The organism is Pseudoalteromonas sp. SG45-3, from assembly GCF_014164075.1.
Taxonomy (GTDB): domain Bacteria; phylum Pseudomonadota; class Gammaproteobacteria; order Enterobacterales; family Alteromonadaceae; genus Pseudoalteromonas; species Pseudoalteromonas distincta.
The window spans coordinates 170,491-186,338 of the sequence record NZ_JACJEN010000002.1 but is presented as its reverse complement, the minus strand read 5'-3'; the positions used below and the strand labels follow the sequence as shown (position 1 = coordinate 186,338).

At 39.5% G+C, this 15,848-nt stretch carries 12 protein-coding genes; 2 read left to right on the top strand and 10 right to left on the bottom strand.

Annotation, left to right across the window (positions count from 1 at the left end; all coding sequences use genetic code 11):
* The first annotated feature begins 179 nt into the window (after window positions 1-179).
* Window positions 180-647, top strand: a complete 468-nt coding sequence (argR, locus tag H5126_RS03260; RefSeq protein ID WP_002957753.1) for a transcriptional regulator ArgR — start codon at window positions 180-182, stop codon at window positions 645-647.
* Window positions 648-654: 7 nt separating this feature from the next.
* Here the strand turns inward: argR and H5126_RS03255 are convergent, their stop codons facing one another.
* From H5126_RS03255 to H5126_RS03240, 4 genes are read right to left on the bottom strand one after another with little or no spacing between them, the layout of a single operon-like run.
* Complete coding sequence (locus H5126_RS03255; protein WP_182693601.1) at window positions 655-1,554, bottom strand: Dyp-type peroxidase; 900 nt, start codon at window positions 1,552-1,554, stop codon at window positions 655-657.
* A 48-nt stretch (window positions 1,555-1,602) separates the two neighbouring features.
* Entirely contained in the window at window positions 1,603-2,652 is a 1,050-nt protein-coding gene (locus tag H5126_RS03250; RefSeq protein WP_182720046.1) for an ABC transporter ATP-binding protein, read from the bottom strand.
* Window positions 2,653-4,284 (bottom strand): iron ABC transporter permease, encoded by a 1,632-nt coding sequence (locus tag H5126_RS03245; RefSeq protein ID WP_182720045.1) that lies wholly within the window; start codon window positions 4,282-4,284, stop codon window positions 2,653-2,655.
* Window positions 4,284-5,288, bottom strand: a complete 1,005-nt coding sequence (locus H5126_RS03240; RefSeq protein ID WP_039488277.1) for a Fe(3+) ABC transporter substrate-binding protein — start codon at window positions 5,286-5,288, stop codon at window positions 4,284-4,286. The genes H5126_RS03245 and H5126_RS03240 overlap by 1 nt, the downstream gene beginning before the upstream one ends.
* Before the next feature lie 936 nt (window positions 5,289-6,224).
* Here H5126_RS03240 and H5126_RS03235 point away from each other — a divergent pair.
* Window positions 6,225-6,740 carry a hypothetical protein gene (locus H5126_RS03235; protein WP_182720044.1) on the top strand — a complete coding sequence of 172 codons (516 nt, stop codon included), beginning with the start codon at window positions 6,225-6,227 and terminating at the stop codon, window positions 6,738-6,740.
* Between the two features lie 10 nt (window positions 6,741-6,750).
* On the opposite strand, the gene H5126_RS03230 is transcribed toward H5126_RS03235, so the two are convergent.
* The 6 genes from H5126_RS03230 to ampE form a co-directional block, all read right to left on the bottom strand.
* Window positions 6,751-7,431 (bottom strand): tRNA-uridine aminocarboxypropyltransferase, encoded by a 681-nt coding sequence (locus tag H5126_RS03230; protein WP_024594643.1) that lies wholly within the window; start codon window positions 7,429-7,431, stop codon window positions 6,751-6,753.
* Between the two features lie 136 nt (window positions 7,432-7,567).
* Entirely contained in the window at window positions 7,568-8,992 is a 1,425-nt protein-coding gene (gene lpdA, locus H5126_RS03225) for a dihydrolipoyl dehydrogenase (RefSeq protein WP_002957761.1), read from the bottom strand.
* A 205-nt stretch (window positions 8,993-9,197) separates the two neighbouring features.
* The gene (gene aceF / locus H5126_RS03220; RefSeq protein WP_182720043.1) at window positions 9,198-11,114 is read right to left on the bottom strand and encodes a pyruvate dehydrogenase complex dihydrolipoyllysine-residue acetyltransferase; all 1,917 of its coding nucleotides are present in this window, start codon (window positions 11,112-11,114) and stop codon (window positions 9,198-9,200) included.
* Window positions 11,115-11,124: 10 nt separating this feature from the next.
* The gene (gene aceE, locus H5126_RS03215; protein ID WP_002957763.1) at window positions 11,125-13,791 is read right to left on the bottom strand and encodes a pyruvate dehydrogenase (acetyl-transferring), homodimeric type; all 2,667 of its coding nucleotides are present in this window, start codon (window positions 13,789-13,791) and stop codon (window positions 11,125-11,127) included.
* 90 nt (window positions 13,792-13,881) lie between these two features.
* Window positions 13,882-14,631 (bottom strand): pyruvate dehydrogenase complex transcriptional repressor PdhR, encoded by a 750-nt coding sequence (pdhR, locus tag H5126_RS03210; RefSeq protein WP_002957764.1) that lies wholly within the window; start codon window positions 14,629-14,631, stop codon window positions 13,882-13,884.
* Window positions 14,632-14,983: 352 nt separating this feature from the next.
* Window positions 14,984-15,835: a beta-lactamase regulator AmpE gene (gene ampE / locus H5126_RS03205; RefSeq protein ID WP_182720042.1), complete on the bottom strand. Its 852-nt coding sequence runs from the start codon at window positions 15,833-15,835 to the stop codon at window positions 14,984-14,986.
* Window positions 15,836-15,848: the final 13 nt, after the last annotated feature.

Here is a 15,848-nt window from a genome sequence, read left to right as displayed (position 1 = left end):
ATAATGAAATTAGCGACTAAAAACAAATTTATCCTGTCTATTTCAAGTATATTTTCGACCATAGTCGTAAACTTATGTGATTTAACGCATCAAACTGGCAAGTTAACTAAACAACTGCTGCATAATTATTCATTTTTGTGTAGAATTTGCGGCATAAATAACAAAAACGAATAAAGACTATGCAACCACAAGATAAACAAGAAGCACTGGTAAAAGCATTTAAATCACTATTAAAAGAAGAAAATTTTGGCTCTCAAGGCGAAATAGTTGATGCGTTAAAAGATCAAGGTTTTGACAATATAAGTCAGAGTAAAGTTTCACGCATGTTAAGTAAATTTGGCGCTGTACGCACACGCAATGCCAAACAAGAAATGGTTTACTGCTTACCTGCTGAAATGGGTGTACCTACGGCTAAAAGCCCATTACGCCAATTAGTAATCGACATTATGCACAACGAAATGATGATCATCATTCGTACCAGCCCAGGTGCTGCTCAGCTTATTGCACGTTTATTAGATTCATTAGGTAAAGCAGATGGCGTACTAGGAACTATTGCCGGCGATGACACTATTTTTATCGCTCCTGCTAAAATATCTGAAATAGATGTAACACTTGAACGTGTTCGCATTTTATTTGATACGGTTTAATAGCAAATTAAATTTGTTTTAAAAACCCTATTGAAGGTGCAAAGAAAGCAGAGCCCATATCGGCTTGAGTAAAATCAAGCCAGTGGTCGTAGCAATCCCCTTCCCCTAAACGACTATTAAGTACTTTTTCAAATGCGGTGCCCGTACAAGCGCATGTAATTGATAACATTCCCTGCTCATACACGTCGCCATAAGGCATGCTTTGATTTAATAGTAGCGGTTGTCCCTCTTCGTCTTTTAGCTCACTTCGCGAAGCATGGCTGGTTTCGATCGCTGGGGTAATTAGCGTGTTATCAAGACGCGTACGTCCCATTATTTGCTCTTGCTCACTCAATGATAAATGCTGCCACATAGTTAAATCATGTTTATAACGCTGAACATGAATATAACTCCCCTGATCTTCAAAGCTACCAGGGTTGCTGATTAAAGCCGTAGCGCGCTTTTTTCTTCCATGTGCGGTGTCGCCACCATAAATAAAACCGTTAAAATCACGACCATCTAAAAAGCGAAAATTCCGAATTTGCTCCACCAGCTCTACATCGGGGGCAAATAATTTTAAAATTTGCAGCGCAAATAAATGGTTAACATCTTCACGGTCAGAGCGAATTTGTACAAATAAATCACACGGTTGTACGCTCATTTGGTGATCGCTATGGGTTATATTGGGAAAGCTCTGTAATTCGCTTGGAATGTATTCAGGGAGGATATGCGGCCAGTATTGCGCACCAATAGCAACCATACAAGAGAGCATTGATTCTGAAAATTGATCGCTAAACTCTTCTTCTATAGCGCTTACTTGTTTTAACTTTGCGCGAAGTGATTCGTCTTGACCATCAAACACATTAAAAAATAAGTGCAAACCGTGTAAGTTTGCTTCAGCACAAATCCCTGATTGCGCTTGCGCCATTGTTATTCCTTAGTTTTACAGATAAAAACACAGCGAATAACAAATTAATTACGATTCGAAAAAATTCACCGTGTGAGGTTTTATTTTTATTATAACCTGATCATTATTTTCAAATGACTGGCCATATTGTGCAGCAACTTCAATTTCTTGTTCATCAATAACAAGCGAATAAACATACGCCGAACCAATAAAGCGACGACTTATGATTGCAGCTCGCTTGCTGAATTTGTCACTTTGGTTATCTGCCACTAATTCTATTTGATGAGGGCGCACATATATAAGCCCTGCACTTACATTATGCTTACTCTCAACATAAGATTCGACTAAACCAAATGGTGTTTTATATTCAGTTGCGGTTAACACTTCTGCGCTTAAGTATATGCCCTGACCCAGAAACTCTGCAACCTCCTTTGAACATGGAGCTGCAAAAAGCTGCTCAGGCGTGCCTTGTTGCTCAATTTTACCGCGATGCATAATGGCCAGTGTATCTGAAAAGGCAAATGCCTCTTCTTTTGAATGTGTAACAAATACAGCAGATACTTGAGTTGCCTTAATAATTCGACGTATATCAGCAATTAATTCAAAGCGTACTTGTGTGTCGATGTTTGAAAAAGGCTCATCAAGGAGTAATAAACTAGGTTTATAAGCTAATGCACGAGCGATAGCGACGCGTTGCTGTTGGCCACCCGATAACTGGTGTGGAAACCTGTCAGCACAGCCAATTAAATGTACAAGCTTAAGCATTTCATCAACGCGTTGCTGCTTTTGAGCTTTGCTCATATTACTAAGCCCGAATGCAATATTATCTGCCACCGTTAAATGCGGAAACAACGCATAATCTTGAAACATCATGCCGATGTTACGATGCTCAGGTGAGACAAAAGATTGCTCATCACTCACTAATTTACCGTCTATAAAAATAGACCCTTGCTTGGCTTCAATTAAACCTGCAATCGCCTTTAATGTGGTTGTTTTGCCGCATCCACTCGCCCCGAGTAGACAAACAATTTCATCTTTACCCACTGTTAAATCTAAATCGTGAATAACCTTTGTGCCGTTATAGTGATAGCTCACGCCTTGTAAAATTAAACTACTCATTTAACTACGCTGCTCCATAGAACGATTAATAAAATACAAAGGAATAAACCCAACGATAACAATAAATAATGCAGATATTGAAGCAAGCTCTAATTGCTCGTCGCTCACATATTGAAATACATGAGTAGCTAAGCTTTCAAAATTAAACGGTCTGAGCAATAGCGCAGCTGGCAACTCTTTCATACACTCAATAAATACCAATAAGGCAGCAGTGAGCAATCCTCTTCGCAGTAAAGGTAGGTGCACTAAACGCAGCGTTTGCCCTTGGCTTTTACCCATTGATTGGCTTGCCATATCAAGTGATGGACTAATACGTAAAAAACTCGACTCAATTGCTCCGTGTGCAATGGCGTAAAACCTAACAATATAAGCAATAATAATAGTAAGAATGCTACCTGTAAGCAGTAAGCCAATGTCTAAGTTATACGGCTCGAGTGCTGTGTTAATGGTGTTCTCTAATAATGTAAGGGGTAACAAAACCGCAATAGCGAGTACAGTTCCTGGCAACGCATAGCCTGTGCTTGCTAAACGCCCGGGAACAAGCGGATACGTTTGCTTTGCCACACGCTGATAAAAAACAACAAAAATACTCAATGTAATGGTTATAACACTTACAACCACTGCCACTTTTAAACTTTGCCAAGCGTAACTAAAAAACTCAACATTCCATGCTTTATCAAAGTAGGTAATGGCGTAATTTATAAGTACTGCAATAGGAATTACAAAAGCGATAAGTAAAATAAAGCTACAAAATGCCGTTGCGAGCCAAGCAGACTTTCCTTTTAATACATAGAGAGATTCACTATTTACGCTTGATTGGCGCTCAAATACCGCTTGGTTTCGGCGACTAAAGCGCTCTGCCATTAATGCTAAAAATAACAGTAATAACATCACACCCGATATTTTAGCGGCCGCTGTAAGTGAGTAATAACCAAACCACGTATCGTATACGGCGGTTGTTAATGTACTTACGGCAAAATAACTCACTGTTGCAAAGTCAGCCATGGTTTCCATACTTATAAGCGCAAGAGCCGCCACAATAGCCCCACGAGAGAGCACTAAACTAACTTTAAAAAAGCTTTGCCAAGGAGATAGCCCCATTAACTGGCTAGCTTGTACTAATTTGAATGACTGCTCGCGAAGGGCCGTTTTAAAAATTAAAAATAAATACGGGTAAAGCACCAAGGCAATCATAACTATGGCGCCGGGTAGTGTACGTATATCAAAAAACCAATAGTCGCTAGGAGATTGCCAGCCAAACCAGTCTCTCAGCGCTATTTGCACCGGGCCCGCATAATCTAATAAATCAGTGTATACATAGGCAATAATATAGGTGGGCATAGCAAGGGGCAGCATAAGAGCCCATTCAAACTGTTTTTTACCCGGGAAACTACAGTAAGCCGTTAGCCACCCAAGTGGCAAAGCTATGGCGCAGCTAAGGACGCAAACACCTAAAACAAGCAATACGGTATTGTTTATGTAATCCCAAAGCACGGTATCCCACAGGTGAGAAAACACCTCAGAGCTACCTTGTAGAGATTCAAAAAGAAGAAAAAACAACGGAGCCGATAGAATTAAGCCTGTCGACCACGCAAAGAGCTGCCATTTAGACAGCTTAAATTTATTAGTCATTAAAGATCGAACTTCACCTCATCAATTAGCTTAAGCGCTAACGGACGATATTTACTAATCTCATCAAGTGGCAAGCTGTCTTCTTTAAAACTACCCCAAGAGGCAACCAAACTTGATAGTTCAACACCCGACTTAACTGGATACTCCATATTTAATGAGGCATACATGTTTTGTGCTTTGCTATCGGTCATATACTCGATGAGCTTTAATGCATTTTCAGGGTTTTTAGCATATTTGGTAATAACCGCACCCGAAACATTTATGTGTGAGCCACGATTAGTTTGATTCGGAAAGTTAATATTTACGGCCTCAGCCCAACCTTTTTGCTCTTTATCTTCTAGCATTTTGCCAAGATAGTAACTATTGCCTAATGCCAAGTTACATAAACCTTCTTTAACAGCTTTAACTTGAGCACGATCGTTACCTTGAGGCTTGCGCGCTAAATTAGCCTTCACACCTTCAAGCCACTCTTTAGTTTGCGCTTCACCATGGTGTGCAATCATAGAAGCTACTAAACCTAAATTATATGGATGTTTGCCTGAGCGCGTACAAATTTGTCCTTTGTATTTAGAGTCTGCTAAATCTTCATAAGTGAGCTTAGGTAACTCACCAACTCGCTCTTTTGATGAATACACATTACGCACTCGCTTAGTAAGCGCAACCCATTGGCCATCACCGTCACGAAAGGCGGCTGGAACATTATTATTTACACTGTCACTTTTTATAGTTTGTGTTAATTTTAAATCTTCTAATTGAATAAGCGCGCTAAAGTTAGAGGTTAATACTAAATCAGCTTTACTGTGCTTGCCTTCGCGTTTAACACGCTCAATTAGCCCTTTTTTAGCAAAAACAACATTGGTTTTTATGCCTGTTTGCTTTGTAAAGTCTTCTAAAATTGGCTGAATTAAAAACGGTTGACGAAAAGAGTAGATGTTAACAACATCGTTTGCAAAGACTGGTGCCGATGCAACTACCCCTAAAACAAGTGCAAATACTTTCTTCATTATTCCACCTAAATAACTGTTATTATCAACGAATTCTACCGTGCTCATTCTAAAAGTGCACACTTTAAATAAATGTAAATATGTAAATAACGCCCAAAAAGGAAATACGGTGTAAGAGATGTCTTACGGATGTGACAGCTAATGAGTAAAAAACAAGATAAAAAACAACGCAAAAACAATTAAACCCATGAATTATATGAAATTTATTTTTATTGCTATTGCAAAAACACTAATTGAATGTAGTTTTATCTCTATTTTAGTTGCTCTATTGCACTATAATTTACGCATCAACCAAGCAATGACGCTTATTGAGTAAAAGGAAACGGACTGCTTACTCAACCAACCAATGATTAGGTTATCAGGACAACACGGATTTTAGGACAGGCTCAGGATGAGTATCACAACGCAATGTTGTAAAAAGGACAGCGTCAGGAAGATGCGAAAAGGATAACAACAAGGCTAAGTTGTTCAACAGGATGTTGAAGGAATAAATGGACAGGCCTTTAAGGCAACACAAGGGATTGGTTAAAACAAGGATACACTAGGAAGTGTAATTAAGGATTTGGTAATAGTATTTACCCTACAGGATGTTTAGGAATTAAAGGATACAGGCCCGGACGGTCTACATTACATAGAACTAAAAAGTAATATAGTAATAAACATGGATTAGTGAAAATTGGAGTTGATTAAGTTCAATTGCAGGATGCAGAAAATTAGAAGATTCCGCAAGCGCGCCTAGAGATAGAGCGCGCTTTTCTTTGCCTAAAATTTGGGTGAGTAAAGCACTGAGCAACTATCACTAATCTTTACTGAGTAATATCGCGTCACAGCAAATCAATGCTAAGACCTTAAAATACTTTATTAATATTTTAAATTTCGCTAAGTTTTTTATTAATTGCGCCGATAACTAAATAACGCAAGGATCATAAATACTCAATGGATATGAATTTTAAAACATCTCAAAGTAATACCTTTTTATGTAAAGTATCAGACGCAAGTACAGCAAAACCAATTGGTGTATTTAGTGCCCAAACCCCCAGCGAAAATCCCTATAAAGCTTTATTTAACCCCAAAGGTTATAACTTTTTAAATATGCCAATGAGTGAGTTTAAAAATATACTTAACGAAATTAATCAGTTAGAACGCGACATTCGTATTAGCAAGTGGGGTGAAGGTGCTCGACCTGATGAGTTTAGTTATCAACTTAATAGAATAGCAGACGCAATTGCAACGACTCAATTTAATGGCAAAATAGACATTAACTGCTACTTTTTAAAACGAGTTGAAGAAGCAAAAGAAATGATTGGTGAAGACTGTATCTCGTTTATTCAAGTGCATAATAGTATAAGTCAATTGTATAATACTGTTTTACAATTAACATCTGAAGAAGGCTTCAGAGCAATTCAAAATAAAGCACTTGCTCACTTAAAAAATCAGCAAGCATTTGCTTAACTTCGTAAAATTAACCTTCTAGCGGTCGGCCTTTATTGCGCTTACCCAATAAATACGCATCACGAAACTTAATAAAATGCTGCTCTAATTTTGTCGATGCATCCATTTCGCCCGCAAGTGCTAATACCATAATAGCCACTTCAGCAGTGCCTAGTTGATGCGCATGAGGGGCTACACGTAATCGGTAATCAGATAGTTTATCAGCAGTAACAGAAAGTACAGGCAAGTTATCTAAATAAGGGCTTTTGCGAATCATTTTTTTAGCTTCGCGCCACGTACCATCTAAGAATATAAATAGCGGCTTTTTACCTGATTCAATACTCACTTCTGTAATGGCTCTGCCCTCTTCTACATCTTCAGCAGGAAAGACGACCATTGGCTGATACTGCGAATCATTTATTAAAGCTAAAAGAGCGGGGTTAGGATCTGTTCTATCCCATCTAAATGCGTGGTTATCTGGCACTATTTCAGCAATTAAACGCCCTGTATTAGAAGGTTTAAAGCTTTCATTATGATACATCAGTAAGCACACAGCGGCCTTACAATCTGCATGCTCAACACCTTTGCAAATACAGTAGTGCTTAGCAATCAGGCATTGTTCACAGCGATCTAATTTACCGCCTCGAGCATTAAACTCTCGACGAGATTCACTTATTTGTTGAGCGCGTAATGCTAAAACTGAGTTTTTCACTGTATTTACCTTCAATTAATTAAGCGCGCATTGTAACGACTTCTTGTTATTTAATCTTATATTTATCTAAGTTAAAAATAGACATAAAAAAACCCAACCGAAGTTGGGTTTTTTAAGCAAATACTAAGAAGTTAAATTACTTCTTTTTAGCTGCTTTTTTGTTTGGTAAATCAGTGATTGAACCTTCAAAAATTTCAGCTGCAAGGCCGATTGATTCATTCAATGTTGGGTGAGCATGAATTGTAAGCGCTAAGTCTTCACCATCAGCACCCATTTCAATACCTAAACCGATTTCGCCAAGCATTTCGCCCGCGTTAATACCGATCATAGCACCACCGATTATACGGCCACTTTCTTTATCAAAGATAAGTTTAGTAGAACCTTCAGTACGAGCAGATGCAATTGCACGACCAGATGCTGCCCACGGGAATACCGCAGTTTCAACTTTTAAGCCTTGCTCTTTTGCTTCTTTCTCAGTAACACCTACCCAAGCGATTTCTGGGTCTGTGTACGCTATTGAAGGAATACATTTAGGGTCGAAGAAATGCTTCTGACCAGAAATAACTTCTGCAGCAACATGACCTTCATGAACCGCTTTATGCGCAAGCATAGGCTGGCCAACTAAGTCACCAATTGCAAAAATATGGCTTACGTTAGTACGTAATTGCTTATCAACATTAATAAAGCCACGCTCATCAACGTTTACGCCCGCTTTTTCAGCATCAAGTAAGTTACCGTTTGGAGTACGGCCAACTGCAACAAGTACTTTGTCGTAACGTACTGGTTCTGCTGGTGCGTTTTTACCTTCAAACGTTACGTATAAGCCGTCTTCTTTAGCTTCAACACCAACAACTTTAGTTGAAAGCATTACGTTGAATTTTTTGCTTACGTATTTTTGGTAAATTTTGATAATGTCTTTATCAGCTGCTGGTACTAATTGATCAGCAAATTCTACAACATCAATTGCAGAACCAAGAGCACGGTAAACCGTACCCATTTCAAGACCGATAATACCACCACCAAGTACAAGTAGCTTTTCTGGTACGTCTTTAAGTTCTAGTGCGCCAGTTGAATCAATTACACGGTCATCTTCTGGGATGAAAGGTAAGTTAACAGGTTTAGAACCTGCTGCAATAATCGCGTTATCAAACGTGATAGTTGTAGCGCCGTCTGCGCCTTCAACTACTAAAGTATTGCTGCCAGTGAATTTGCCGTATCCAGATACAACTTTCACTTTACGCATTTTGGCCATGCCTTCTAGTCCACCAGTTAACTGGCCAACTACAGAATCTTTCCAAGTACGAACTTGGTCAAGATCGATTTTTGGTGCGCCAAAAGTAACACCGTGAGATGACATTTCTGCTGCGTCATCAATCACTTTAGCTACGTGTAAAAGTGCTTTAGAAGGAATACAACCAACATTAAGACATACGCCACCTAATGTTTCGCGAGATTCTACTAATGTAACTTCTAAGCCCAAGTCAGCAGCACGGAAAGCCGCAGAATAACCACCAGGACCACCGCCTAGTACAACAACTTGAGTTTTTAATTCGTTGCTCATGCTTTTACCTTAATTGTTTGAACGGGACACTGCCCTAAAATTTAACTGCCATGTTTCTGCAAGGCAGAAAGAGTGAGCAGCGCACAAAGTGATGCAATTCGTACAAAGATTGTATCATTGCAAATGGTAAAAATCCCAGCTAAAAACAACTGGCTGGGATTTGATTCTATTTATTTTATTGCGTATACCAATTTTACTAAACTGGTTACATCACCAACTGGCGAATATCGCTCATGTAACTTGCAAGAGTCACAGTAAAGCGTGCAGCTAATGCTCCGTCAATAACCCTATGGTCGTATGACATAGACAGCGGAACCATTAGTTTAGGTTCAAACTCTTTGCCATTCCATTTAGGTTTCATTTCAGATTTAGATACACCTAAAATAGCAACTTCTGGCGCATTAACAATTGGCGTAAATGCCGTACCGCCGATACCGCCAAGGCTAGAGATAGTAAAACAGCCGCCTTGCATATCAGAAGATGTAAGCTTACCGTCACGTGCTTTAACAGATACTTCCATTAGTTCACGTGATAATTCAATAATGCCTTTTTTATCAACATCTTTAAACACTGGCACTACTAAACCATTTGGCGTATCAACAGCAACACCGATGTTAATGTACTTCTTAAGAATTAAACTTTCGCCGTCGCTAGACAGTGAAGAGTTAAATGTTGGGAAGTCTGCAAGTGCTTTAGCCGCTGCTTTCATCACAAACACAAGTGGTGTGATTTTAACGCCAAGCTTTTTCTTCTCGCTAAGTGCATTTTGCTCTTTACGGAATACTTCAAGGCTTGTGATATCAGCTTCATCAAACTGTGTAACATGTGGGATTTGTACCCAGTTACGGTGTAAGTTTTTACCTGATAGCTTTTGAATGCGAGACAGTTTTTTCTCTTCAATTTCACCAAATTTAGCAAAATCTACTTTAGGCCATGGGATAAGACCAAGCTCACTACCACCTGCGTTACTGCCTGCAGATAATTGACCAGATTCAACTTGCTTAACTAGGTTTTTAACGTAGTTTTGCACGTCTTCTTTAACTATACGGGCTTTGCGACCAGTGCCTTTAACGTTAGCTAGGTTAATACCAAACTCACGCGCTAAACGGCGAACAACGGGTGATGCATGAGCATACGCGCTGTTTTCTGTGAAGCTTTCATTACTTGCTTTTGCAGGTGCTGCTTGAGCCGGTGCTGACTCAGTTTTAGCCGCTGCTGCAGGTGCTGATTTTTCAGCTGGTGCAGATGCCGCTGGCGCACTGCCTGCAACTTCAAATACAAAAATTAATGAACCAGTCGATACTTTATCGCCAGCGGCTACTTTAATTTCTTTAACTGTACCTGCAAATGGAGCTGGTACTTCCATTGCAGCTTTGTCGCCTTCAACGTTTAAGATTGATTGATCTTCTGAAACTTCGTCGCCAACGGCAACCATAATTTCAGTTACTTCAACTTCATCGCCACCAATATCAGGCACATTAACTTCTTTAGTGCTTGGTGCTGAACTTGCTGTTGAACTATCAGCTGGCGCTTCTACAGGAGCCGACTCTTTAGCCGGTGCTGCAGATTCACTTCCTGCTACTTCAAAAACAAACACTAACGAGCCAGTTTTAACTGTGTCGCCAGCGGCTACTTTTATTTCTTTAACTGTGCCGGCAAATGGAGCTGGTACTTCCATTGCCGCCTTGTCGCCTTCCACGTTTAAGATAGATTGCTCTTCTTCAACGGTGTCACCAACAGCAACCATGATTTCAGTTACTTCAACTTCATCATCGCCAATATCTGGTACGGTTACTTCTTTAATTGAAGAACCTGTAGAAGCAGCTGGTGCTGCTTCTTCAGATTTAGCTGGAGCAGCGGCTGATGTATTTTCCTCATCAGTGCCTTCACTCTCGCCTTCAAACAAAAATACTAAAGAGCCTGTTGTAACGGTGTCGCCAACGTTAACTTTAATCTCTTTTACAGTCCCCGCTTGAGAAGCAGGTATTTCCATTGATGCTTTGTCACCTTCAACATTTAGTAATGATTGGTCAACATCTACTTTATCGCCAACGCTTACTAATATTTCGGTTACTTCTACTTCGTCGTCACCAATATCAGGTACTTTAATTTCAATACTCATTGCAAACCTCTTATGCGTACAGTGGGTTAAGTTTGTTAGTGTCGATGTTGAACTTTTTAAGTGCTTCAACAACTACTGACTTCTCAACTTCACCGCGTTTAGCAAGTTCAGATAACGTAGCAACAACAACGTAGCTTGCGTTAACTTCAAAGTGACGACGTAGGTTTTCACGGCTATCAGAACGACCGTAACCATCTGTACCTAACACTTTGTAGTTGCTGCTTGGAATGAATGAACGCGCTTGTTCTGCGTAGTTTTTCATGTAATCCGTTGCTGCAACAGTCACAGAGTCGTTTAATACGCTTGTGATAAATGCTGTTTTTTGCTCGCTTTCAGGATTAAGCATGTTAAAACGCTCAACATCTTGACCATCACGCGTTAGCTCATTGAAAGATGTTACTGAGTAAACATCTGATGCAATACCATATTCTTCGCTTAAGATTGAAGCAGCTTTGCGCACTTCAGTCATAATAGTACCTGAGCTTAATAGCTGTACGTTGGCTTTTTTACCTTCGTAACTTTCAAGCTTGTAAATACCTTTACGAATACCTTCTTCAGCGCCTTCTGGCATAGCTGGCTGATGGTAGTTTTCGTTCATAAGCGTTAGGTAGTAGTAAATATTTTCTTGGTCGTCACCGTACATACGACGAATACCGTCTTGTACAATAACAGCCACTTCAAACGCGTAAGTTGGGTCATAAGAAACACAGTTAGGAACCGTGTTTGCAAGAATGTGGCTATGACCATCTTCGTGTTGTAAGCCTTCACCATTTAGCGTTGTACGACCCGCTGTAGCACCTAATAAGAAACCACGTGCTTGTTGATCGCCCGCCATCCATGCCATGTCGCCAACACGTTGGAAACCAAACATAGAGTAGTAAATGTAGAATGGGATCATTGGTAAATCGTTAGTGCTGTATGATGTTGCAGCAGCAACCCATGACGACATAGCACCTAACTCATTGATACCTTCTTGCAATACTTGACCTGAAGTTGCTTCTTTATAGTAAGAAACAATATCACGATCCTGTGGCGTGTAGTTTTGGCCATGCGGATTGTAAATACCGATTTGACGGAATAAACCTTCCATACCAAATGTACGCGCTTCATCTGCAATAATTGGTACGATATTTTTACCAATGCCTTTATCTTTTAATAAGATATTAAGTGCACGAACAAAGCCCATAGTAGTAGATATATCACGCTTTTGCTCTTCAAGTAGTGGCTTAAATGCATCTACTTCTGGCAACGTAAGTTTTTCACTAAAACGTGGAATACGCTTAGGTGTGTAACCTTTAAGCTCATCACGACGCGCATGTAGGTACTTGTACTCAGGTGAACCTTCTTCAAGCTCTAGGTATGGTAATTCTTTTAATTGCTCTTCAGATACTAAGTCATCAAGACCAAGGCGTGAACGTAAATGTGCAACATGCGACATGTCCATTTTTTTCACTTGGTGCGCAATGTTTTTACCTTCAGCTGCTTCACCCATGCCGTAACCTTTTACAGTTTTAGCAAGAATTACAGTTGGACGACCTTTTGTCTCTTCTGCTTTTTTAAATGCAGCAAATAGTTTTGATGGCTCATGACCACCACGCTTAAGCGCAAAAATTTCGTCATCTGTCATATCTGCAACAAGGGCAGCTGTTTCAGGGTAGCGACCAAAGAAATGCTCACGCACGTATGCGCCATCTTTAGCTTTGTAAGTTTGGTAATCACCATCAATTGTTTCGTTCATCAATTGTAGTAATTTACCTGTAGTGTCTTTAGCAAGCAGAATATCCCAACCGCTGCCCCATACAAGTTTAATTACGTTCCAGCCAGCACCTTTAAACAAGCCTTCTAACTCTTGAATAATTTTACCGTTACCCATAACTGGGCCGTCTAAACGCTGTAAGTTACAGTTGATTAAATAACAAAGGTTATCTAGTTTTTCACGTGCAGCAAAAGAAATAGCACCACGCGATTCCGGCTCATCCATTTCACCGTCACCTAAAAACGCATATACACGTTGGTTTTTAGTGTCTTTTAAGCCACGACCATCTAAGTATTTTAAGAATCGTGCTTGATAAATTGATGAAATAGGACCTAAACCCATTGATACCGTAGGGAACTGCCAAAACTCAGGCATCAACTTAGGGTGTGGGTACGATGGTAAGCCTTCGCCATCAACTTCTTGGCGGAAGTTATCTAGTTGCGCAGCCGATAAACGACCTTCAACAAATGCACGTGCGTAGATACCTGGAGAAATATGACCTTGGTAATAAACTAAGTCACCACCGTCTACATCATTTGGTGCTTTAAAGAAGTGGTTAAAACACACTTCATAAAATGCAGCAGATGATTGGTAAGACGCCATATGGCCGCCTAAGTCGAGATCTTTTTTAGATGCACGTAGAACGATCATAATCGCGTTCCAACGTATAATTGAACGAATACGACGTTCAAGATTTACATCACCTGGGTAAGCAGGCTCTTGATCTACAGGAATAGTATTAACGTAGTTCGTGGTAATACCCGTTGGCATATCAACGCCGTCTAAACGGGCTTGCTCTAATACTTGCTCAAGTAAAAACTGAGCTCGTTCAACACCTTCTTCGCGCACAACTGATTCAAGAGCTTGTAACCACTCTTGTGTTTCTAGCGCGTCTACGTCAATTTTATTGACTTCAGACATATGGAGGTTTCCTTATGTTTAAAATACGAATATTGTTAATTTAATATCACAGCTACTTAATTTGTGTGTTCAAAGTAGTTATGTACTAACTTAATTTTGTTTAGTGCGTCTTAAACTACGTTCAATTCGCGAATGTTCTTTGCCTGCTTCAAGTAGTGCTTCTTCGATAAATGCTAAGTGCGCATTACTTGCTAAACGGGCTTGTTCTGGATTACCGTCAATAACGGCATCCATTAATAAACGCCTGTGTTGAGCTAACTGACTGCTAATATCTGACTTTTTTAATAGAACAGTTAAATTTTGCAATACATTTTGCTCAAGCAGCGCTTTCATACCTCTAACTAAATGCAGTAACACCACATTGTGCGAGGCTTCTGCCACGCTAAAGTGAAATGCATTAATTGCTTTTGCTTTTTGCTGTAAATCATCATTAACTAAGGCAATTTCATCAAAGCTTTGTTTTACTTTGCTAAAATCGTTGCTGGTCCCGCGCAGTGCTGCGTAGTAAGCAGCAATCCCTTCTAATGCATGACGAAATTCAAGTAAATCAAACTGCGACTCAGGGTGTTTACTAATCAAATCAAAAAGTGGATCAGTAAGCCCTTCTTCGAGCTGATTTTTTACAAACGTGCCGCCACCTTGGCGACGCGTAACTAAACCTTTCGCTTCTAATTTTTGAATTGCCTCACGCAGTGACGGGCGAGACACTTCAAATTGCTTTGCTAGTTCACGCTCTGGTGGCAACTTTTCACCTGGTGCTAACGAGCCTTCAAGAATCATATTCTCAAGTTGCTGTAAAATAACATCAGATAATTTTGCCGCTTTAATCTTTAAAGACATGAATCAACGTCCGCGTTGTATAAATACCAAGAGCCCATAAAACGGGGCTTTAAGTAGTATGATTTACCCAAAAGGTAAATTGGTCATACCAAAAATTTTCAATACGGTATCAAAAACACTATTAGCTGTCAATTTACAGGTAGTTTGAGCAATTAAAGTAGCGTAACGCATTTTGAACGAAGATCAAACAATGCGCAATTTACAAAAATTGTTATAACGTATTTGGGATGAAAACAATTGGTCTGACCAGAATAAATTAGAATATTAGCTCTATTTTATTGTACTTAAAAACTGCAGGAAGAGATTAAAGCACCTTACATTGCATAAGGTACTTTATTAAAAAAGTATTAACTTAAGACAGCCCACCAAATAATGTAAGCAACGCTATAAGTACTAAGTAAAATAATACATTACGCTTAACAAGCTTAATCATACACGTGGCTTCGTAGGTACAGCCGTAATAACGCTTTTCAACTTGCTCTGCAGCAAGTGCAGTACATGTTACTACTTCGCGATTTGGAGACTTAAAGTTAAGCACGTAACGTAGCCAACAACTTGTGCCTTTATTAAAGTTACCTATTACTAAATAGCCAAAGCTGGTAATACGTGCAGGTAACCAGTCGAGCCAAAACAATAGTTTATGTATAAGTTTAAAACGCTTAGCAAATATTACTTTATGATCTTCTCGTACTAAATCAGCTAAAGTACGTACCAGTGCATATAAAACCGCACCTGGCGCGCCTAAAACAACGAACCAAAAAATAACCGCACAGTAAAATCTAAAGTTTACCCACGCCAATGTTTGCCCAAAAGTCTCGCCACTTTCTTCGTCTTCTGTACGCTTTTGACCTATTTGCAACGCATATAAAGATGCAGCAGTACCGTCATCTCGCGTTAACGCATTTAAGTAAGACTTATATAAAGCACGCTGCTTGGCACAACCAAAGCAAACCAAAAGCACAGCAATATTAATAGCTAACTGCCATAGTACAAAATCAGATAAACAATAAATAAACGCTATTGCTATTACTGGAAGTAACAGCCAAATTAAAAAGCCCGGAGCAGAACTAAATAAGCCTTTGTCACCTAGTAGCTTATTAGAGCGATTTAAATAACCATTTGTGTAATAGCTTATCTGCCAGTAATTAGACCGAGCCCCTAAACGCTCCAGAATTAATGCAATTATTATAGAAACTAAAATCATGGGAATAACTCTC